This is a genomic window from Lactobacillus johnsonii ATCC 33200, from assembly GCF_000159355.1.
In the GTDB taxonomy this organism is placed as follows: Bacteria; Bacillota; Bacilli; order Lactobacillales; family Lactobacillaceae; genus Lactobacillus; species Lactobacillus johnsonii.
This window is the reverse complement of sequence record NZ_GG670120.1, coordinates 189645-211487: the sequence shown is the minus strand read 5'-3', so window position 1 is coordinate 211487 and position 21843 is coordinate 189645. Positions and strand designations below refer to the sequence as shown.

At 33.8% G+C, this 21843-nt stretch carries 18 protein-coding genes; 4 read left to right on the top strand and 14 right to left on the bottom strand.

Translation table 11 applies throughout. The features are described 5' to 3' along the window. Positions 1 to 8: 8 nt before the first annotated feature. The 4 genes from HMPREF0528_RS01040 to HMPREF0528_RS01025 form a co-directional block, all read right to left on the bottom strand. Complete coding sequence (locus tag HMPREF0528_RS01040; RefSeq protein ID WP_004893912.1) at positions 9 to 1178, bottom strand: galactokinase; 1170 nt, start codon at positions 1176 to 1178, stop codon at positions 9 to 11. A 127-nt stretch (positions 1179 to 1305) separates the two neighbouring features. Continuing rightward, the gene (locus tag HMPREF0528_RS01035) at positions 1306 to 3312 is read right to left on the bottom strand and encodes a beta-galactosidase (protein ID WP_004893909.1); all 2007 of its coding nucleotides are present in this window, start codon (positions 3310 to 3312) and stop codon (positions 1306 to 1308) included. Between the two features lie 11 nt (positions 3313 to 3323). Next, positions 3324 to 5288: a sugar MFS transporter gene (locus tag HMPREF0528_RS01030; RefSeq protein ID WP_004893907.1), complete on the bottom strand. Its 1965-nt coding sequence runs from the start codon at positions 5286 to 5288 to the stop codon at positions 3324 to 3326. A 185-nt stretch (positions 5289 to 5473) separates the two neighbouring features. Further along, complete coding sequence (locus HMPREF0528_RS01025) at positions 5474 to 6484, bottom strand: LacI family DNA-binding transcriptional regulator (protein WP_004893906.1); 1011 nt, start codon at positions 6482 to 6484, stop codon at positions 5474 to 5476. Positions 6485 to 6697: 213 nt separating this feature from the next. Between HMPREF0528_RS01025 and HMPREF0528_RS01020 the strand changes: the two genes are divergently transcribed. From HMPREF0528_RS01020 to galE, 3 genes are read left to right on the top strand one after another with little or no spacing between them, the layout of a single operon-like run. Continuing rightward, positions 6698 to 8578 (top strand): glycoside hydrolase family 2 TIM barrel-domain containing protein, encoded by a 1881-nt coding sequence (locus HMPREF0528_RS01020; RefSeq protein ID WP_004893903.1) that lies wholly within the window; start codon positions 6698 to 6700, stop codon positions 8576 to 8578. After that, complete coding sequence (locus tag HMPREF0528_RS01015; RefSeq protein WP_004893901.1) at positions 8562 to 9515, top strand: beta-galactosidase small subunit; 954 nt, start codon at positions 8562 to 8564, stop codon at positions 9513 to 9515. Before HMPREF0528_RS01020 ends, HMPREF0528_RS01015 begins: the two co-directional genes overlap by 17 nt. 31 nt (positions 9516 to 9546) lie before the next feature. Then, positions 9547 to 10539, top strand: a complete 993-nt coding sequence (gene galE, locus HMPREF0528_RS01010) for a UDP-glucose 4-epimerase GalE (protein WP_004893899.1) — start codon at positions 9547 to 9549, stop codon at positions 10537 to 10539. An 80-nt stretch (positions 10540 to 10619) separates the two neighbouring features. Here galE and trxB read toward each other — a convergent pair whose 3' ends face one another. The 10 genes from trxB to HMPREF0528_RS00960 form a co-directional block, all read right to left on the bottom strand. Beyond that, entirely contained in the window at positions 10620 to 11555 is a 936-nt protein-coding gene (gene trxB, locus HMPREF0528_RS01005) for a thioredoxin-disulfide reductase (protein ID WP_004893896.1), read from the bottom strand. 71 nt (positions 11556 to 11626) lie between these two features. Beyond that, positions 11627 to 12646, bottom strand: coding sequence for an NAD(P)H-dependent glycerol-3-phosphate dehydrogenase (locus HMPREF0528_RS01000; protein WP_004893895.1), 1020 nt, complete (start codon positions 12644 to 12646; stop codon positions 11627 to 11629). A gap of 36 nt (positions 12647 to 12682) precedes the next feature. Continuing rightward, positions 12683 to 13519 (bottom strand): prolipoprotein diacylglyceryl transferase, encoded by an 837-nt coding sequence (gene lgt / locus HMPREF0528_RS00995; protein WP_004893893.1) that lies wholly within the window; start codon positions 13517 to 13519, stop codon positions 12683 to 12685. Beyond that, the gene (gene hprK / locus HMPREF0528_RS00990; RefSeq protein WP_004893890.1) at positions 13516 to 14475 is read right to left on the bottom strand and encodes an HPr(Ser) kinase/phosphatase; all 960 of its coding nucleotides are present in this window, start codon (positions 14473 to 14475) and stop codon (positions 13516 to 13518) included. Before hprK ends, lgt begins: the two co-directional genes overlap by 4 nt. Next, entirely contained in the window at positions 14468 to 14746 is a 279-nt protein-coding gene (locus tag HMPREF0528_RS00985; RefSeq protein ID WP_004893888.1) for a hypothetical protein, read from the bottom strand. The genes hprK and HMPREF0528_RS00985 overlap by 8 nt, the downstream gene beginning before the upstream one ends. An 18-nt stretch (positions 14747 to 14764) precedes the next feature. Further along, positions 14765 to 15881 (bottom strand): peptide chain release factor 2 gene (gene prfB / locus HMPREF0528_RS00980; protein ID WP_098043176.1). Its coding sequence is split into 2 segments (ribosomal slippage): positions 14765 to 15808 and positions 15810 to 15881, totalling 1116 coding nucleotides; the frame shifts between segments, so codons are not numbered across the junction. Positions 15882 to 15962: 81 nt separating this feature from the next. Further along, the gene (gene secA, locus HMPREF0528_RS00975) at positions 15963 to 18362 is read right to left on the bottom strand and encodes a preprotein translocase subunit SecA (RefSeq protein ID WP_004893881.1); all 2400 of its coding nucleotides are present in this window, start codon (positions 18360 to 18362) and stop codon (positions 15963 to 15965) included. A 157-nt stretch (positions 18363 to 18519) separates the two neighbouring features. Continuing rightward, positions 18520 to 19065, bottom strand: coding sequence for a ribosome hibernation-promoting factor, HPF/YfiA family (gene hpf, locus HMPREF0528_RS00970; protein WP_034525038.1), 546 nt, complete (start codon positions 19063 to 19065; stop codon positions 18520 to 18522). 81 nt (positions 19066 to 19146) lie between these two features. After that, the gene (locus tag HMPREF0528_RS00965; protein ID WP_012846454.1) at positions 19147 to 19818 is read right to left on the bottom strand and encodes a ComF family protein; all 672 of its coding nucleotides are present in this window, start codon (positions 19816 to 19818) and stop codon (positions 19147 to 19149) included. Next, positions 19815 to 21002, bottom strand: a complete 1188-nt coding sequence (locus HMPREF0528_RS00960) for a DEAD/DEAH box helicase family protein (RefSeq protein ID WP_004893874.1) — start codon at positions 21000 to 21002, stop codon at positions 19815 to 19817. Before HMPREF0528_RS00960 ends, HMPREF0528_RS00965 begins: the two co-directional genes overlap by 4 nt. Before the next feature lie 122 nt (positions 21003 to 21124). Here HMPREF0528_RS00960 and HMPREF0528_RS00955 point away from each other — a divergent pair, with 122 nt between their 5' ends. Continuing rightward, positions 21125 to 21790: a YigZ family protein gene (locus tag HMPREF0528_RS00955; protein ID WP_034525035.1), complete on the top strand. Its 666-nt coding sequence runs from the start codon at positions 21125 to 21127 to the stop codon at positions 21788 to 21790. The last annotated feature ends 53 nt before the right edge of the window (positions 21791 to 21843 follow it).

Below are 21843 nucleotides of genomic sequence, written 5' to 3'. Positions count from 1 at the left end.
TCTTAATATTAAATTCTCTTAGTTCCATCTACAATTTCTGTATCGTAGAAACTTGCGTCATAACCAATTGCATCTCGATAAATCTTGCCAACATTTTTCTTAAAGTTTTCAGCTTCGTTCTTCTTCACAATTGCAATTGCGCTACCGCCAAAACCGCCACCAATCATTCTGGCCCCTAAAACTCCGTCTTGTTTCCAAGCTGCTTCTGCTAAAGTATCAAGTTCCTTACCCGTTACTTCATAGTCATAATGAAGGGAAATATGAGATGCATCAATCAATCGACCCAATTTTTCAAGATCGTTATCTTCCATGGCCTTAGTTGCTCTGATTGTTCTTCCGTTTTCACTAACTGCATGACGAGCACGTTTTAATTCCGTTTCATCGTTAATTAGGTATGAATATTCATCAAAAGTATTATCGTCTAATTCACCTAGTGCTTTAATATCAAGCTTAGTTTGTAGTTTTTCTAAGGCCTTGTGACATTCACTAACACGATCGTTATAAGCAGAATCTGCTAAAGTATGCTCTTTATTAGTAGACATAATAATAATTTCATAATCGCCCAGTTTAAGTGGCTTATATTCATATTCCATCGTGTTACAATCAAGGAAAATAGCACTATCTTTTTTACCCATGATGCAAGCAAATTGATCCATGATTCCTGAATTTAGGCCAACGAAATCATTTTCAGTTTTTTGTCCTAGTCTTGCCAAAGTTGGACGATCAACATCTAAATCAAATTCATCTTTTAAAATCATTCCCATTAGCATTTCAATTGCTGCACTTGAAGATAGACCAGATCCTGATGGTAAGTCAGCCTTAATATAAAGATTAAAACCATGGTTAATTTTTTCGCCGTCTTCTCTTTGACGTAAATAAGTAATCATTCCTTTAAAGTAATTAGTCCAAAAGCGTTTATCTTTTTCTACTGAATCATTATCTAAATCAAATTCGACAATTTCACCATCTACATTACCTGAATAAAGACAAACCTTTTTGTCATCTCTTGGTCCATAAACGCCGTAAACACCTAAACTAATTGCTGCTGGAAAAACATGTCCTCCATTATAGTCAGTATGCTCTCCAATCACATTAATTCGACCAGGTGAGAAGAAAACATCTTTTCCACTTTCACTAAATACTTCTTGATAATCTTTAAGTAATTCATCTTTATTCATAATTTTTACCTCTTAATTTTTTGTAATCGTTTTCATAATTAATTATAAAACTATTTAGTAAATAAATTTATTAAATTTCATAAAAAGGGTATAAAGTTAATATTAATCCTTTATACCTAACTTATTTCTAAAGCTTACTCAATAATTGCACTTCCCATGCCTTCATCTTTTTATTTGCACTTTTATCCGTAAATAAATTCTTATATGCATCAAATTCAGACGGCAAATCTTTTGTATCATTACTCATATTTAAGACGAAGTATAATTCTTTTCCGCTTTTTGTAACTCTTTTAGTTATTTCTAAATCCGTTTTAGTCTCTATTAAAGATTTTATATTCACAATTGAAATAAGATGATCAAATATTTTACTTAATCCCGCTTCATCTAATTGCGTTCCAATATACCAGCTAGTACCTTTCCCCCATTTGTTCTCACTAACTGCTGGTGTTTCTTTATAAAATTCACTATTATAGTTTCCTAAAGCATGTGCACCTTCTAAATGCAACAAATCACAAATTAAGTTAGCTTGATAATTGTTACTATCTAAGGAAACAGTAATTTTTTGTCCTGGAATTACTGCATCGCTTTCCTCAACCCAGATACCTAAAACATCTTTTAAAGGACCAGGGTATCCCCCAAGGTACACGCTATCATTTTCATTTACTATTCCAGATAAATAGCTAGCAACAAAATTACCACCCCTTTTTACATATTGATCAATTTTTTCTGCCAAACCGCTTTTTATCATATATAAAACTGGAGCTACAACTAAGTCATATTGACTAAAATCGTCGTCAACGCTAATGATATCCGTTGGGATATTGCGCTTATACAATTGTTTATAATAATCCAAAATTGATTCTACATAATCAAGATCTTGCGTAATTCCGTCAATATATTCATAAGACCAAAAGTTATTCCAGTCAAAAACAATTCCTACCTTTGCCTTTGTCTTTGATCCTAAAATTGTCGAACCAGTTTTTTCTAGTTTTTCTCCTAGTTCTGTTACTTCCTTAAATACTCTAGTATCAGTTCTTTGAGAATGTGAAATTACTGCACTATGGAATTTTTCCGATCCGCCAATGGCTTGTTTTAATTGAAAAAATTGAACTGTATCTGCTCCATGAGCAACTGCTTGCAATTCTGTAGCTGCCATTTGTCCCGGTCTCTTCAATGGACTATATGGTTGCCAATTTACTTGAGCAGGTGTCGATTCCATCAGCATAAAGGGTTGATGTTTTAACGAACGCATCAAATCATATAAAAATGCTGACTGATAAGTTGGCATGCTATAACTTGGATAACTATCATAAGAAATAATGTCTTGTTCTTTTGCCCATTTTTGATAGTCAAGTAATTTATTAGGTAAAGCATGAAAATTAGTTGTTACTAAAGCCACTGGGTCATATTTCTTTATAATAGCTTTCTCCATCTTAAAAAGTTTCAATAAGCTCTCAGATTGAAAACGCAAATAATCAAGCGATAATGCAGAAACAATAGTTTCAGTGCCTTCTGCTCCCCAGGCATCTCCTAATTCATTTGGAACTACTATTTCATCCCAATCATAAATCCTATGGCTCCACACATTCATATTCCATGCTTTATTTAAAGTCTCTAAATTTTTATATTTATATTTTAGCCAGTCTCTAAAAGTATTTTGACAATTGTCACAGTAGCAATTGCCCCCATACTCATTATTAACATGCCAAACTTTAATATGAGGATTTTTATAATATCGGCTTACTATTTTTTTAACTAATTTACTAGCAAGAACTTGATAGTTTTTACTATTGGAGCAAAAATTATGTCTTTGCCCAAAAACATGTCGTCTTCCCTGATAATCTACTCGTGCCACATCAGGATATTTTTTAAACATCCAAGCAGGCATAGCTGCAGTTGCAGTTGCAAGGACGATATCAAAATTAGCATCAGATAATTCTTTAACTATTTTGTCTAATTTTGAAAAATCATATTCTCCTTCTTTTTGCTCTAATAAAGCCCAAGAAAAAACATTAATAGTAGCTGAGTTTAAATGTGCTTGTTTAAAAACTTGTATATCATTTGCCCAAGTATCTTCTGGCCATTGCTCAGGATTATAATCTCCACCATATAAAAAGCGTGATAATTGTGTCATATTTTTCTCCTTTATTCTGCTTGTAATCTCATTGTTTTTTCTGAATTCTTTAGCGCTTCTCTAAATTCCACGCTTACAACTTCTTCTCCATGCTTAACAGTCTTACCAGTTTCAACTTCACTGGTTTTTACAATTTTTCGTGGTTGTGTATAAAAAACAATTACTGTGTCTTGATAACCATTTTCAAGAGCAAGGTCTCGATCAAATCCAAGTAATAAATCTCCTTTTCTCACATTTTGGCCATCATCATAGTAAGTCTCAAAGCCTTTTCCACGTAAGTTAACCGTTCCTAAACCAACATGTACCACTACTTGTAACCCTTCATCGGAAATAATTTCGAAAGCATGTTTAGTAACAAAGGTAAATTTAATTTTCCCATTAAATGGGGCATAGATCCTTCCTCTACTTGGCTTGATAGCAAATCCTTTACCTGGAAATGGCTTATTATTCTCATCAATAACTTCGCTTAAATTCATTAATTTACCATCCGCTGGTGCATAAACAATTTCATTTGTAACACTCGCATCAGATTCTTCTTTATCATTTTCAATCTTGCCCTCCGCCAATTTATCTTTTAATTCTTCAACAACGGCCGCATGTTTCTTTTCTGATAATGTTACTTTTGTCAAAAAAACAATGATTGACAAAACAGCTAAAATTAATGGAATATATAAGGCAATAATATTGAAAGTATTAATATCATGAGCCGTCATATCAGCAGCAGTAGCTGTTCCAGTCATTCCAGCCGCAATTGCAACATAACCAACTAAAGCATTAGAAACTGCCCCAGTAAATTTATCAATCATTGGACGAACCGCTAAGACAACTGCTTCATTTCTTTGCCCATTCTTAAGCTGACCATATTCAATAGCATCAGTTAAAGTCAATACAGTTACCAACTGAGCGAAATTGATATTTAGTAAAACTAATCCCAAATCCATTAGGATTACATTATTACGTCCAAAAATGAAGAGAACGTAAGCTAAAACCATACAAGTTTGACCAGCAACAAATAACCATTTTCTTGGAATATATTTATTTAAAATTGGAAAACTTGGACTGATACAAAAGCCAATAATAGTTGCGATAACACCTACTACCCAGAATTCGTTAGGCTTACCAATTACAAATTTATACATATAAAACAAAACACCATTAGTAATAATATAAGCTAATGAATATAAGAGGTAAGCAAGACTTGGCCATAAGATTTGATCATTATGAAATATTGCTCCAAAAACTTGCTTCAAACTTGTCTTCTGCTTCGCCGAATTTCTAATAATATTGTGCTTTTCCTTAGTACCAAAGCAAACAATTAAAGCACAGACAATGGCGAGAGCGGAAATTACTGCTGCAAAAGCTAGCCATCCAGCTGCTCCTTCTTCGTGCTTACCAGTTACCATATAAGTAACACTGGTCACAATCGGTACTACGATAATTGTTAATCCGTTCCAGCCAATTGTTCCTGAAAAAGCACCCAATGATGTATAAATTCCACGTGCATGTGAATCTTCACTTAAAGCTGGCACCATTCCCCAATAAGAAACATCAGATAATGAATAAAAAATATCAAAACCGATATAAATTAAGATAAATAATACAGCAAATAAGAGCCAACTTTTTTGAGCTAAACCAAAAATTCCAGTAAACAATACCAATAAAAGTAGTGTACTTACTAGTGTACCCACTAAAATCCAAGGTTTAAACTTTCCCCACTTTGTTTTAGTATTATCGACTATATTTCCTAAAATAGGATCAATTACTAATTCAGCTATCCTGATGACAACCATTAAACCAGTAATTAATCCAATCAGCTTATCTGCAATAGATGCCTGCATTTCACTGAACATACTACTGGTGATAAAAATAACAAAGTATGTGCTCATTACACCATAGAAAGCTGAATGACCTAAGTTACCCAAACAAAATGACGCGTAGGAAAAAATTTGCTTTCCTGACTTTCCATGAGATTTCATAAAAATTTCCTCCTCATCGCAAACTGCGCAATCGCTTACATTGATATAATACTCGCATTTATATTCCTAGTAAATAAATAACTTTTATTTACTAAATAATTTACTAAATATCAAAATAAAAAAGAATGTCTCTATCAGCATTCCTTTTTTATTTTTCTATGAAAAAATTATTTTTATTTATTAAATTATTTATCTTCCTTAGGAATAAAACTTTTACGGATAACTAATTTTGTGTTCATATTTACATCAATATGAGCTCGATCAGGTTTAATAATTAAATTAATCAGCATACTTAATGCCATATCAATCATTTCTTGCTGGTCAATATTATAAGACGACAAAGGCGGAGAAACATATTTAACAACATTGCTATTGTTAATACTTAATATCGCTGTTTCTTTTGGAATATTAATCCCTTCTTCATTAAATGCTTGTAAAACGCCCACTGCTAGCGTATCAGAAGCAATTAAAAATGCTTGCGGAAACTTATTTTTACATTTTGCCGTAACCTTTTTACCTAATTGATAACCATTTTCAACACTAAAAGGCCCCTCAACAAACATATAATTATTATTTTTTCCTTTAGCTTTCAAATACTCAGCAAAAGCACTAGCTCGTCGATCAAATTCTTGAATTCCGTCATGCTTTGGTCCGACTCCACCAATAAATCCAATTTTTTCATATCCTTTTTTGAAGAACAGATCGATCGCATTTTTAACCGTAAGTTCAAGATTTGGGCGAATAGAATCAAATAATTCAGGATCAGGATTTGTATCAACAAAAACTCCATTAGGCAATATCTTATGCAACTGCTTTAATTTTTTATTTTCAATTGGTGCAGCCCCTATTCCAATAAATCCTTGAAATAAAGAAGCATTTTTTATTAAATCATCTATTTCATAAAATGTTTTCATTTGAAGGGCTTCTTTTTCAACTGTTGAAATTAAAGCATTCTTTAACGAAGTAAAATATTCATCTTGTAATTGCTCTTCATGATTAACACGATACAACAGTGCAATCGTAGGACGAATTTTCTTTTCTTGATGATCTTTCCAGTAACCTAACTTATTAGCAATCTCTAAAATTTTATTTTTTGTATCAGCTGTAATGGATAAGTTAGGATCATTATTTAACAAACGAGATACAGTAGCTGGAGAATAACCAGATTCTTCTGCTATTTTTTTTATAGTTGCCATAATTAATTCTTTCTATAATTTAATTACTCTGTTTAAACAAAAGTTTTATTTCTTCTATAAATAACATTATCAGTTCAGAAGATCATTTTCAAAACTAATCAATAAAACACAAATATTATTTGTAAATAATTTACTATTTTTTAGTAAATTATTTATTTAAGTGATATAATAAAAGCGTCTTCAATATAATATTCTTAGAAATCAGGTAGAACCATGAAAGCAAATATTCGATGGCTAGATGATCCAGAAACTTTCCGCGTTAATCAAATTGCAGCGCACAGTGATCATTTATATTTCAAAAATTATAAAGAATGGGAACAAAAACGTAGCAGTTTTATTCAAAGTCTAGATGGAAAATGGCAATTTAAATTTTCTGATAATCCCCAAACTAGACCACTTGGTTTTTACAAAACTAATTTTGATGCTTCAGATTTTGATTTCATTCCTGTTCCAAGTGAAATTGAATTAAATAATTATGCACAAAATCAATATATAAATACCCTCTATCCTTGGGAAGGAAAAATTTTTCGCAGACCAGCTTATTCGCTAGGACAGAAAACAGATCGTTCATTCAGTGAAGGAGAAGATAATACGGTCGGTTCTTACATTAAACATTTTGATCTAGATAATTCTTTTCAAGGAAAGCACGTTCATGTTTTCTTTGAAGGAGTAGAACGAGCAATGTTTGTTTGGCTAAATGGTCATTTTATTGGATATGGTGAAGATAGTTTTACTCCATCTGAATTTGATCTTACCCCCTACCTTAAAGAAAAGAACAATATTTTAGCTGTACAAGTATTCAAACACAGTACTGCCTCTTTTTTAGAGGATCAGGATATGTTTAGATTTTCTGGAATTTTCCGCTCAGTAAAGCTACTTGCTTTTCCAGAAACACATTTAATGGATCTTGCATTAAAACCAACAATTACAAATGACTATCATGATGGAATTTTCAATGCCAAATTATCCTTTACTGGTACAAAAAATGGATATGTACGTTTAAAAATAAAAGATATCAATGGGCAAACTTTACTGGATGAAGAACATAATCTAACTTCAACAATTACAATCGAAAATAAATTACTGGAAAACATTCATCTTTGGGATAACCATCACCCTTATTTATATCAGTTATTTATTGAAGTCCACGATTCAAATAAAAATCTAATTGAGTTAAATTCTTATAAATTTGGATTTCGAGAAATTAAAATAACTGACGATAAAGTTGTATTACTCAATGGAAAGAGACTAATTATAAATGGAGTCAACCGACACGAATGGAATATGAATAGCGGACGTACCATTACTAAACAGGATATGAAAGCCGATATTCAGACCTTTAAAAAAAACAATATCAATGCGGTACGTACTTGCCATTACCCTAATCAAATTCCGTGGTATTACTTATGTGATCAAAATGGTATCTACGTTATGGCAGAGAATAATTTAGAATCTCACGGAACATGGCAAAAAATGGGAGAAGTTGAGCCTTCGTATAATGTTCCAGGATCTTTAGCAGAATGGCGTAATGTAGTTATTGATCGTGCCAGAAGTAATTATGAAACTTTAAAGAATCATACTTCTATTCTCTTTTGGTCGCTAGGTAATGAATCATATGCTGGTGAAAATTTAATAGCAATGAATCAATTCTATAAATCGCACGATGATACACGCCTTACGCATTATGAAGGTGTAGTTCATACACCAGACTTAAAAAATAAAATATCTGATTTAGAAAGTTACATGTATCTCCCACCTAAAGAAGCTGAAAAATATTTAAAAAATAATCCTTCAAAGCCATTTCTTGAATGCGAATATATGCATGATATGGGCAATTCAGATGGTGGAATGAAATCTTACATTAAATTAATTGATGAATATCCACAATATTTAGGCGGATTTATTTGGGACTTTATTGATCAAGCTCTTTTAACCTATGATCCAATAAGCGGTAAAAAAGCACTCAGATACGGGGGCGACTTTGATGATCGACACTCAGATTATGAATTTTCTGGGGATGGTCTAATGTTTGCTGATCGAACTGAAAAACCAGCAATGCAGGAGGTTAAATATTATTATGGATTACACAAATAAACTCCACATTATTTACGGAGATGCAGCGTTAGGAGTACAAACTAAAAAATTTCAATATATTTTTAGTTATGAAAAAGGCGGACTTGAATCCCTAAAAATCAATAATAAAGAATGGCTCTATCGTATCCCTACTCCAACATTTTGGCGTGCCACAACTGATAACGATCGGGGTAATGGCTTTAGCGTTAAGGCTGCTCAATGGTTAGGAGCGGATATGTTCAGCCAATGTAGTAAAATTCATCTAACAGTTGATGATCAAAAATTTGATCCTCTACCTATCGCTCCATTCAATAATCAATTTTCTAACCATGAATATGCAAATCTCGTAAAAATTAGTTTTGATTATAAAACTACTACTACGCCGGCAACTATATGCACGATTACCTATGTTATTGATTCCAGTGGACACGCAACTATTAAAATACGTTACATGGGAAAAGAAGGATTGCCATCTCTTCCAGTCCTAGGAATACGTTTTATCATGCCTACGATGGCAACTGGATTTGAATATTACGGACTTTCTTCTGAAACCTATCCTGATCGTAAAGCAGGGGCAAAAAAAGGAGTATTTCACGTAAAAGGTTTACCTGTCACAAAATATTTGGTTCCACAAGAAAATGGCATGCATATGGACACAGATAAATTAATTATCACTAGAAATACTAGCCTGAATAATGCAGATCGTGATACAAATGATTTTCAACTAGAAATTAATAAAACTGATAAACCACTTAACTTTAGTTGCCTCCCCTATACCGCTGAAGAATTAGAAAATGCCACACACATTGAAGAACTTCCACTAGCACGCAGAACAGTTTTAGTAATCGCTGGAAAAGTACGCGGTGTAGGGGGAATAGACAGTTGGGGGACAGATGTTGAAGAAAAATATAGAATAGATTCAAGTAAAAATTTTGAATTTTCATTCAAATTAAGTTAAAAATAATAAATTTAGAAGGAGTATTATAAATATGAAAGTATTAGTTATTGGTGGTGCCGGTTATATCGGCTCTCATGCTGTTAGAAAATTAATTGAAGAGGGAAACGATGTTGTTGTCCTTGATTCTCTCTACACTGGTCATAGAAAGGCTGTTGACAAGAGAGCTACATTTTATCAAGGCGACATCGAAGATACTAATTTAGTAAGCAAGATCTTACGGGACGAAAACATTGATGCTGTTATGCACTTTGCCGCTTACTCATTAGTTCCTGAATCAGTTAAGAAACCTTTGAAATACTACGACAACAATGTCTCAGGTATGATTTCTCTTCTTCAAGCAATGGATGACGCTAAAGTTAAATACCTAGTATTTTCTTCATCCGCTGCTACTTATGGTATTCCAAAGACTTTACCGATTACTGAAGATACACCACTTGATCCAATCAATCCTTATGGCGAAACCAAGATGATGATGGAAAAGATTATGCACTGGGCTGACAACGCTGACGGCATTAAGTCTATCGCTCTTCGCTACTTTAATGTTGCTGGTGCTTCAAGCGACGGCTCAATTGGTGAAGATCACGGTCCTGAAACTCACCTGATTCCAAATATCTTAAAGAGTGCTATTTCTGGTGATGGCAACTTTACTATTTTTGGTGACGACTATGACACTAAAGACGGTACTAATGTCCGTGACTACGTTCAAGTTGAAGACTTAATTGACGCCCATATCTTAGCTCTTAAGCACGTAATGGAAACTAACAAGTCTGATGTCTTTAACTTAGGTACTGCTCAAGGCTACTCAAACTTAGAAATTCTTGAAGCTGCTAAGAAAGTTACTAGCATTGACATCCCTTACACTATTGGACCAAGAAGAGGCGGAGATCCTGACTCATTAGTTGCCGATTCAAGTAAGGCACGTAAAGTTCTAGGCTGGAAGCCAAAGCATGAAAATGTTGATGACGTTATCGCAACTGCTTGGAACTGGCACAAGAGTCACCCAAAGGGCTATGAAGATAAGTAAAAGCAAAATAATAATTTTAATTTCACGTACAACAAAAGCTGTCTACCAACTCATGATAGACAGCTTTTAATTTGGATAATTTACTTTTCGCTCAAACCTTGATAGTAGTTGTAGACTTCCTGACCAGCAATACTTCCTTCACCGACAGCAGTTGCAATTTGACGAAGTTCTTTTGCTCGAACATCACCCAAAGCAAAGACCCCAACAACTTTAGTACGCATATGATCATCAGTTAGGATCCAGCCTTGTTCATCAGTAATGCCTAAATCTCTAAAAGCATCCGTTTGTGGTTGAATACCAACATAAATAAATACACCAGCTACTTTAACTTCTTTTTCTTCACCAGTTTCTTTGTCCTTATATTTCACACCAGTTACTTTATTGCCATCTCCGACAATTTCTTCAGTTTGAGCATTCCAGATAAACTTCATCTTATCATTTTCGAAAGCTTTCTTTTGTAATTCAGCTTTTGCACGAAGTTGATCACGCCGATGGATAACCGTGACTGACTTAGCAGACTGTGCCAAATATAGCCCCTCTTGAATAGCTGAATCTCCGCCACCAACTACAGCAACATCTTCATCTCTAAAGAAAGCGGCATCACAAACAGCACAATATGATACACCTTTTCCAGCATATTCTTCTTCACCGAGAACTCCAAGATGCTTATGAACTGCACCAGTAGCAATAACGACCGCACCAGCTTCGTATTCACCCGAATCAGTTTTAACGATCTTTTTATTGCCATCTTGGATAATACTTTGTACATCGCCATAAGCAAATTCAGCTCCAGCATTTGTAGCAGTTTGATACATCTTTTCGCCTAATTCAGGTCCTTGAATATCAACAAAGCCAGGATAATTATCAATGCCAGCAGTATTATTCATTTGGCCGCCATAAATACCACGATCCAAAATAACTACTTTCAAATTAGCTCGAGCGGCATATAAAGCAGCAGTTAAACCACCAGGGCCTGCTCCAATTACAATTACATCGTAATTTTTTTTCTCAGCCATATTCTAGCCTCTATTCTTACTTTTTATAAGTATATATTACTATGAACAAATAAAAATTGCAATCTTTTTGCTTATAGTTGAATTTCTGGCTTAGGATTTCTTCCCATCATTGTCTTAATTTCTTGATCTACATCGGCATTTTCATATAAAACACGATAAATAGCTTCACTAATTGGCATATCAATATTCTTTTCTTCTGCTAATTCATGTACTGCCTTAACAGTCGTAGCACCTTCGACAACTTGGCCCATATGATCTAAAACATAATCAAGGCTCTTTCCTTCTCCAATTTGCTTACCTGCACGCCAATTACGAGAATTTTGAGAAGTTGCTGTTACAATTAAATCACCAATTCCTGAAAGACCTGAAAAAGTCATTGGTTTTGCGCCGAAGTATTTAACTCCTAAACGAGTAATTTCAGCTAAGCCTCTAGTCATTAAAGCAGCTTTTGCATCATCACCATATCCTTTACCAACTAAGATACCTGCAGCGATTGCAATAACATTTTTCACTGCTCCACCTACTTCAACTCCCACTAAATCATCATTAGTGTAGAAACGGACATAGTTATTTGAAAATATCTTTTGTACTCTCTTAGCATTTTCTTCACTAGTAGATGCACAAGCAATTGCAGTTAAATCCTTTTGAGCAACATTTTCAGCATGACTAGGGCCTGAAATAGCTACTATTTTTTCACTATCATTTGGATAAACTTCCTCAGTTAAAATATCTGAAATTAGTTTTTTACTTCCTGGTTCAATTCCTTTAGTTGCAGTTACCAATAAAGGAGTAGCGCCAGTTTTATCTAATATTTTACGTACATTTTTAGCAACAATACGAACTGCTTTAGTTGGTAAAACAAATAAAACAATTTCGGCACCATCCAATGCTTTTTCTAAATCTCCAGTAGCGGGCACATTCGGATTAAGTTTCCAATCTTTCATGTAGTGAGTATTAGTATGATGTTCATTAATTTCTTGGTTAACACTATCAATGTTTCCATATAATACTACATCATTTCCGTTATCAGCTAACATTGAACCAAGAACAGAACCCCATGAACCATTACCTAAAACTGCAATCTTTGCCATTTTTTTACTCAAACTTTCTATAAAAAATTATTTCTTTCAATCTCTATTATACGGGTATTTTAAACCGCTGCCAGCTAAATACCACTTTGGCTTTACAACTTTACGACGATAAATCCAAAGAATAATTGCGCCAAAAAACAAAATCAAGCTCAATGCTTGTGAAACTCTAATTGTATTAGCAATGTATAAACTATCCGTTCTCATCCCTTCAACAAAGAAACGAACAGCGGAATACCAAATTACATAACTTAAAAATATTTCTCCACGCTTAAAAAGATGTTTTCTATGACGTAAACTCAAAATTAAAATTAAGCCAATTAAATTTAATGTCGACTCATACAAATAAGTCGGTTGGTAATATGAACCATTAATATACATTTGCTGAATAATGAAATGTGGCAAATGTAGACTTTCTAGAAAGGATAAAGTGGTTTTAGCACCATGCGCTTCTTGATTCATAAAATTACCCCACCGAGCAATTACCTGCGCAGCCATTACACCTGGAGCTATGATATCAAGCATTAGAAATGGCGGTAGCATTCGTTGATGACAAAAAATCAACAACACTATTAGTCCAGCGATCAAACCACCATAAATAGCAATACCACCATTCCAAATAGCAATTATTTGGTCGGGATGTTGAGAAAAATAGCCCCATTCAAAAACTACATAATATATTCGAGCCCCAATAAAACCAATCGGAACTGCCCAAAGGAGAAAGTCAATGAAGTCATCAGGCATAATATGACTTTTCTTTCCTTCATTAATTGCCATTAAAGTTGCTACTAAAACTCCCGTAGCCATTAAAATACCGTACCACTTAACTTGAAGCGGGCCCAGATTAAAAGCTACAGGATTTAAAGCTAAACTCATTTCCTGCTTTCACCCTCGTCTTTTTTAGAATGGTCTGAAATTAATTCAGTTAGATTTTGTTCAAATTTTTGGCTAGCATCATAGCCCATTTTCTTAGCTCTGAAATTCATAGCTGCTACTTCAATAATAATAGCCAGATTTCGTCCCACTTTAACTGGAACAGTTACTTGCGGTACATCTACTTCAAAAATTTCACGCGTCTTTTCATTAAATCCTAGGCGATCATAATTGGCTTTTGGATCCCAATTTTGCAAACAAATTATCAATTTAATTTCAGTACTTTCTTTAACTGCTCCAGCACCAAAAAGATTCATCACATCAATAATTCCAATTCCGCGAATCTCCATTAAATGCTTTAAGATCTTAGGAGCTTCTCCCACTACCGTCTTATCATCTTTTTGGTAAACATCAACTCGATCATCCGCAATTAAACGGTGTCCCCGTTTAATTAAGTCTAGGGCTGTTTCTGACTTACCAACACCAGAATTTCCAATGATCAATACACCCATTCCATAGATTTCTACTAAAACACCGTGAATACTCTTTCGAGGTGCAAGTTTTTCATCTAGAAATTGAGTAATGACACTTGATAAATGTGTTGTAGCCATATTACTCGAGAGAACAGGTATATTTTCTTTCTCAGCTGCTTCAAGCATCTCTGACGGAATTGGTAAACCTCGTGACACAACGAAACAAGGAGTTTCTGGAGTTGCCATTTTGGTAAATACTCGCTCACGCAAATCATGATCTAGTCGTGCACTATAAGAAATTTCTGTTCTTCCTAGCAATTGAATTCTATTTTTAGGATAAAAATCAAAATAACCTGTTAATTCTAAACCTGGACGTGAAATATCAGAAGTATCAATTAACTTTTGATCCAGATATTCCTTTCCTTCAACCACTCTAAGTGAAGGGAGATCTTTTACTAATTCACTGACTTTAACTGCTTCAACCATTTTTGTTATCCTCTTTATCTTCTACATCTTTAACTGAAACATTTCGTGCTTTCTTTCGCTTTTGATTATTAGTGGATGGCTGCACTGGATTATGGCTATTAGTTTTTTCTGTATCTTTTTTGTTACCAGAAAACTTAGCCAGTAGCCAAATAATCAAAGCAACAATTATAGCAACAGGTAACAAGCCAATAAAGAATTTAAATATTGAAAATAAAATACTTAAAATCATTAAAGCAGCTAATACCAATATTAAAATAGTTACAAATCCCATAGATCTTTTCCTTAAACTTTAATTCGGATTTTTTTGGCTCAATAGCCACTGTAAATAAGCATAAATAAAATTATCTAATTTTCCATCCATTACACCATTTACATCACTGGTTTCAAAATTAGTCCGATGATCTTTTACCATATTGTAAGGATGAAAAACATAAGAGCGAATTTGAGATCCAAAGCCAATTTCTTTTTGATTACCTTTAAGTTCTTCGGTCTGCTTTCTTTTCTTCTCTTCTTCTAGCTGGAATAACTTTGCCCGTAACATATTCATTGCAGTTTCTCTATTTTGCAATTGGGATCGCTGAGCCTGCGATGAGGTAACAATACCAGTAGGTAAGTGGGTGATTCGAACTGCACTAGAAGTCTTATTAATATGCTGACCTCCAGCACCACTTGAACGATAAACGTCAATTCTTAAATCATCTGGATTAATATCAACCTCAATACTTTGATCAATCTCTGGTATTACTTCTACAGAAGCAAAAGATGTATGCCGTCTTTTTGCCGAATCAAAAGGAGATATTCTTACTAATCTATGAACACCATTTTCAGATTTAAGTAATCCGAAAGCATTTTTTCCTTGAATCCGGATGCTTACACTTTTAACACCAGCTTCTTCACCAGGTTCATAATCTTCAATTTCAAATTTCAAATCATGACTAGCTGCATAGCGTTGATACATTCTTAAAAGCATATCAGCCCAATCCATGGCCTCAGTACCACCAGCACCGGGATGGATTTCCATTAAAGCATTATGTTGATCATACTTATCTGATAACAATAATGATAATTCATAATCATGAAAACTTTGTGATAATGACACCATTTCTTCAGATAATTCTTCACTCAATTCAGGGTCTGGATCTGCTTTAAGTAATTCTAAAGCAGTTTGAGCATCATCGAATTTTGCTTCAAGTTGCTTAAAGTTTTCACTTTTTTCCTTCATTCGATTAGTATCATTAATTAAGCTTTGTGCTTGTTCTTGATTATCCCAAAAACCTGGCTCTGCCATTTTTTGCTCATTAATCGCAATACCTTCATTTAATGAATCGAAGTCAAAGAGACCTCCTGAAATGCTCTAACTTAGGACTAAGATCATTTAATTCTGCTTGAATTTCACTAATCTCCATTTTTATTTTCCTCACATTATAAAATTAATTTTTACTTTAATAATAGCAAAAAAGAGAGACATTATCTGCCTCCCTTTATTTTTATCGACTAATGTTTTGTCTTATTTGAGCCTTCATAAATAGACGGGTGGCATCAAATTCGATATTACTGATCATTTCTTCAAACATTCTATAGCCCGCTTCTTGATATTCAACTAATGGATTTAATTGTCCATATCCTCTTAGACTGATAGATTGTCGTAATTGATCCATCGCATCGATATGATCAGTCCAGCGTTCATCTACAACACGTAAGATAACAACTTTCTCAAATTCTAACATTTGTTCAGGATCAGCAAGTTGTTTTTCTTTTTCAGCATAATTATCTTCTGCAATCTGATAAAGGCGCTTCTTAAGTTCTTCCGCACTTAAGTGCTTCATATTAAGCTTTTTCGTAGTTTCTTCATCGGTAATAGCAGATGAAATAAAATCTCTTAATTGATCATTACGCCAATCTTTTTTGTCGCCTTGGGTATACATATCAATCTGATGATCAATAGTCCGCTTAATCATTGGCATTAAAACAGGTTTCAATGATTTATCTTCAGAAATAACCTGCATTCTTTCCCCGTAAATAATTTCACGTTGCGTACGCATAACATCATCGTATTGCAAAGTTTGCTTACGAGTATCGTAGTTGTTACCTTCAACACGCTTTTGAGCTGATTCAACTTGCTTAGTAATCATACGTGATTCAATGACTTTGTCGTCATCATTATCAGATATTCGATCAAGGAATAATTTTACTCGATCTCCACCAAAACGCTTCATCAAATCATCTTCTAAAGATAGATAAAATCTTGTTACACCAGGATCACCCTGTCGACCAGATCTACCACGAAGCTGATTATCAATACGGCGAGATTCATGACGCTCAGTACCAATAACAGCTAGACCGCCTAATTCTTTAACACCTGGCCCTAATTTGATATCAGTACCACGACCAGCCATGTTAGTAGCAATTGTAACTGCTCCTCTTTGACCAGCATTCATAATGATCTCTGCTTCTTTAGCATGGTTTTTTGCATTCAAAACTGCATGTGGGATACCTGCTTGGTTAAGCATTTGGCTTAAACGTTCAGAACTTTCAATAGCAACAGTACCAACCAATACCGGTTGTCCTTTGGCGTGACGCTCCTTAATTTCCTTTACTACAGCTTCAAATTTAGAATCTAAGGTTGGATATAAAATATCCGGTAAGTCTTTACGAGCAATAGGACGGTTAGTTGGAATAGTGATTACTTCCATGTTATAGATCTCACGAAATTCTTCTTCTTCCGTCTTAGCTGTACCTGTCATGCCTGCGAGCTTTTTATACATTCTAAAGAAGTTCTGGTAAGTGATAGTCGCTTGAGTTTTAGACTCTTCTTGAATCTTAACCCCTTCTTTTGCCTCAATTGCTTGGTGAAGTCCATCAGAATATCGACGACCTTCCATTACACGTCCGGTGAAAGAATCGACAATCATAACTTCGCCATTTTGAACTACATAATCAATGTCTTTCAACATAATGTAGTTAGCTCTTAACGCTTGATCAATATGGTGAACTAAAACTTGGTTATCAATGTCATACAAATTCTTCAAACCAAAGTGTTCACAAGCTTTTTTAATTCCTTGATTGGTCAAATTAATTGTTTTGGTTGGCCAATCAATCTTGTAGTCACCATGGTCTTCTTCATCATCTACATCGTCATCACTTTTATCCTCAACTAAGGTTTTAACAAAACGATCAGCACGAATATACTCACTGTTTGCTTGTTCTGCTTGTCCAGAAATAATTAATGGTGTTCTAGCTTCATCAATTAAGATTGAGTCAACCTCATCGATAATTGCATAGTTAAGTGGACGTTGAACCATTTGATCTTTGTAGACAACCATATTGTCTCTTAAATAATCAAATCCTAATTCTGAGTTCGTTGAATAAGTAACGTCACAATTATAAGCATCTCTTTTTTCATCTGCAGACATCGAATTAAGGTTTAAACCTACAGATAAACCGAGCCACTTATATAATTGCCCCATTTCACTTTCATCACGGCTAGATAGGTATTCATTAACTGTTACCACATGAACACCTTTCCCCGTTAAAGCATTTAAATAAACTGGCAAAGTAGCAGTTAAGGTCTTACCTTCCCCAGTCATCATTTCGGCAATATTACCGTAATGAAGCGCAATACCACCAATAATTTGAACACGGAAAGGATATAATCCTAAAACTCTTTTTGCACCTTCACGTGCTGTAGCAAATGCTTCTGGTAGAATATCGTCTAACGTTTCACCATTTTCTAAACGCTTACGGAATTCTGGTGTCTTTGCTTGGAGTTGCTCATCAGATAATTTTTCGTACTCGTCTCCTAAAGATTCTACCTTAGTTGCTAATTTTTCAAATTTCTTTAATTCTCTTCTATCGTTATCGTAAATTTTTTTAAGAATATTAGCCATTTAATCGGTCCTTAAATTTAAATTTTGTGCACAAATCTAAAATAATACTATGTAATTTTAACATTAATTTGGAAAAATGAGAAATCTACTATTGCAAGAAAAAGCCTCTTAAGCTTATCGCTGCTCAAGAGACTCTTAATTTATAAGATTGTTTTAATTATTCGTTAGTTTCAATCAAGCCATAACGACCATCATTTCTGCGATATACAATACTTGTTCCATTTGTATCTGCATCTTCAAAAACAAAGAAATCATGGCCCAACAAGTCCATTTGTAAAACGGCTTCTTCTGCACTCATTGGTTTCAAATCCAAATGCTTGTTACGAACAATATCAAATTCTTTAGGTGCTTTCTTTTCTTCTTCTAAGTCTTCATAGAAGAAATCTTTTAAGCCCTTCTCACGACTCTTTCTGTTAATACGAGTCTTGTATTTTCTGATTTGACGTTCTAGTTTTTCAGAAACAAAGTCAATACTCTTGTACATATCATCAGTTGTGTCTTCTGCACGTAAAACTAGGTATGGAAGTGGGATTGTTACTTCCACCTTAGCCGTGTGATCTGGATAAACCTTTAAATTGATATGAGCAATTACATCAGAATTAATTTCGAAGTACTTTTCGAGCTTATTTAATCTCTTTTGAACATACTCTCTTAAGGCATCAGTAACTTCGACATTTTCTCCACGAACATTGTATTTTAACATTGTAGATTCTCCTTCCAACGTCTTATGACGTTTTTTCTTACACATTTAGTATAGCAAATTGTAAGCGGTTTTACTAATGATTTATCTGCTAATTGTAAAACTATTTATTTTACAATTAGGATAAACTTCTAAAAGAGCATCTCGTGCATGATACAGGGTTCTACCGGTCGTATAAATATCATCTAGCAATAAAATTTTTCCACTAACATTTTTATTATCGATAGCCGAAAATGTTTGCTTAGTTAATAACCGTTCCTCCCTATTCTTTTCTCCCTGGGCTTTCTCCGTATCTGCCTTAACTAATAATTTCGTTAAAGGAACTAACTTTTGATAAATAGCGCAAACTGTATCAAATCCTCTCTTTTCTAGATGACTGGGCGAACTCGGAACTGGAACATAATAATCAGCTGCTGGCAACTGATCAATTAATTCAGCTAAGACATGACACAAAATATAATCTCCATATCTTTTGTACCGCACCATAACATCATGAAAAGTATCATTATATTGATATAAAGAACGATTGTCTAACAAATTGCCTACATATTTCTGCTTCCACTGTAGACAATCATTACATAGTCCCTCTGTATTTATTTCTTTATTACAACCTGAACATATTTTTCCTTTCTTTTTAACAAACTTTTTTAGACATTCAGAACAAGTATATCTTTCCTTGTACTTAACAAATAAAAACAATTTTTCATAGTTTATCTCTCTGCAAAAAGAAGAGTGACACAATAAACAATTATTCACTTATTCATCATCCTAATCTGTTTCATCGCTTGTCGGATATTTTTTGTATATTTGTGATAACAAAATAAAACTAGCCCATCTCTGTCATCTGCACTTCTTCCTACTCGACCTGCAATCTGAACTAGACTTGGAGTATTGTAAATTGGATCATCTGCCGCAATTACAATTACTTGAACATGTTTAAAAGTTACTCCTCTTTCTAAAATCGTTGTTGTTAGTAAAATATCAATTTCTTGATTACGAAATCTAGCGACTTTACTTTGCCTTTCTTTGTCACCCGCATATACACTCACGATCTTTTTCTCTTTAAAAACAGCAGTCAAATGTTTCTTATATACGGGCAAATCTTTGATTCTCGGAACAAATACCAGAAGAGGTTTGTTCAGATTTATAATTCTCCTAATCTGCTTAATCAGAACAGGATGAACTTTTCCTTTATTAGAAATAAAAGGTTTAAAGAAATATTTTTCTTTCGGTACAGGTAGTAATCCCTTATGAAATCTTCTCTTCAGCAAAGAATAATTAATTGCCTTACCTTTAGCCTGTTTTAGCAATTTTTCATCTGGAGTCGCAGTTAGAAAAAATGTACATCCCTTTTCTTTTACAGCATTTTCAGCTGCAAAATGAAGCATTTTATTTTCATAAAAGGGAAAAGAGTCTACTTCATCAATCACAATCAAATCAAAGGCCTGGTAAAATTTTAAAAGTTGATGTGTTGTACATATGATAAATTGCTCGTCTTTTGCATCATGATATTCACGTCCATGGTATTTTCCAATTTCCACATTTTCAAATGCTGCTTGAAAGCGGGGAAATAATTCATCAACTACGTCAATTCGAGGCGTAGCAATTGCTATTCGGAAACCATTTTTTAAAACTTCTTCTACTACTTTAAAAAGCATCTCTGTCTTACCGGCTCCAGTTACTGCATGAATTAAATGATTTCGTCGTTCTTTAAAGGAATTAACTAACTCATTAGAGATCAACTCCTGTTGATCAGTTAATTTTCCCTGCCAACTTAGTGGAGTAACTATTTTAGGATAAGTACTTTTTTCAATGTTTCTTTCTAAATTCTTCTCTTCACTTATTCTTCCAACACCAATACATTCTCGGCAATATAAATATCCATTAGGTAATGTTGCATCTGCTTTAGTGTTACATCGTTGGCATAAACCATTTATCATTGCAGGAACTTTTGTCGTCTTACTATTTATGTTATGGTTATTTTGACTATCTATTCATTGGCGTCCTTTTAATTCACTCATCAATATCACCCTATATTAATTACGCAGTTGGAGGCGATTTTTTGTCATCAAAACAACTAAACTATTTAACAATCAGTAAATCGGGTCAACATGAGATAGTTATCAAAAAAAGTAGATTTATCTGCTCGTTAGCTCGTACTAAAACAGTGGAAGAAGCCCAAACATTTATTGAGCAAATTTCTAAAAAATATCATGATGCAACTCACAATACATATGCTTATACTTTAGGATTAAATGATAATCAAGTTAAGGCCAGTGATAATGGTGAACCTTCCGGAACAGCAGGTATCCCTGAACTAAAAGCTCTGCAATTAATGAAATTAAAAGATGTGACTGCTGTAGTCACAAGATATTTTGGCGGCATTAAGTTGGGAGCTGGTGGATTAATCCGCGCTTATTCAAATTCTGTAACTGAAGCTGCTCAAAATATTGGTGTTGTAAAATGCGTCATGCAGCAATTAATTGAATTTACAATTCCTTATAATCGACTTGATGAGGTTAATCACTATTTAAATGAAAATAAAATCCTCATTGATAATCAAATATATACTACTGATGTAACAATCAAAATTTTCCTAGATCTAGATCAAATCACTCAAGTTGAAGAGGATCTAATTAATTTATTATCGGGAAAAGTAGATTTCAAGAAAATAGACCAAAGATTTAATGAAATTCCTGTTACTAATTTAAATTTCCATGAACAATAAAAAAGATTTACGTTGTTTTAACGTTTAAAGTTAACTTTTTATTTTTAGTTTTA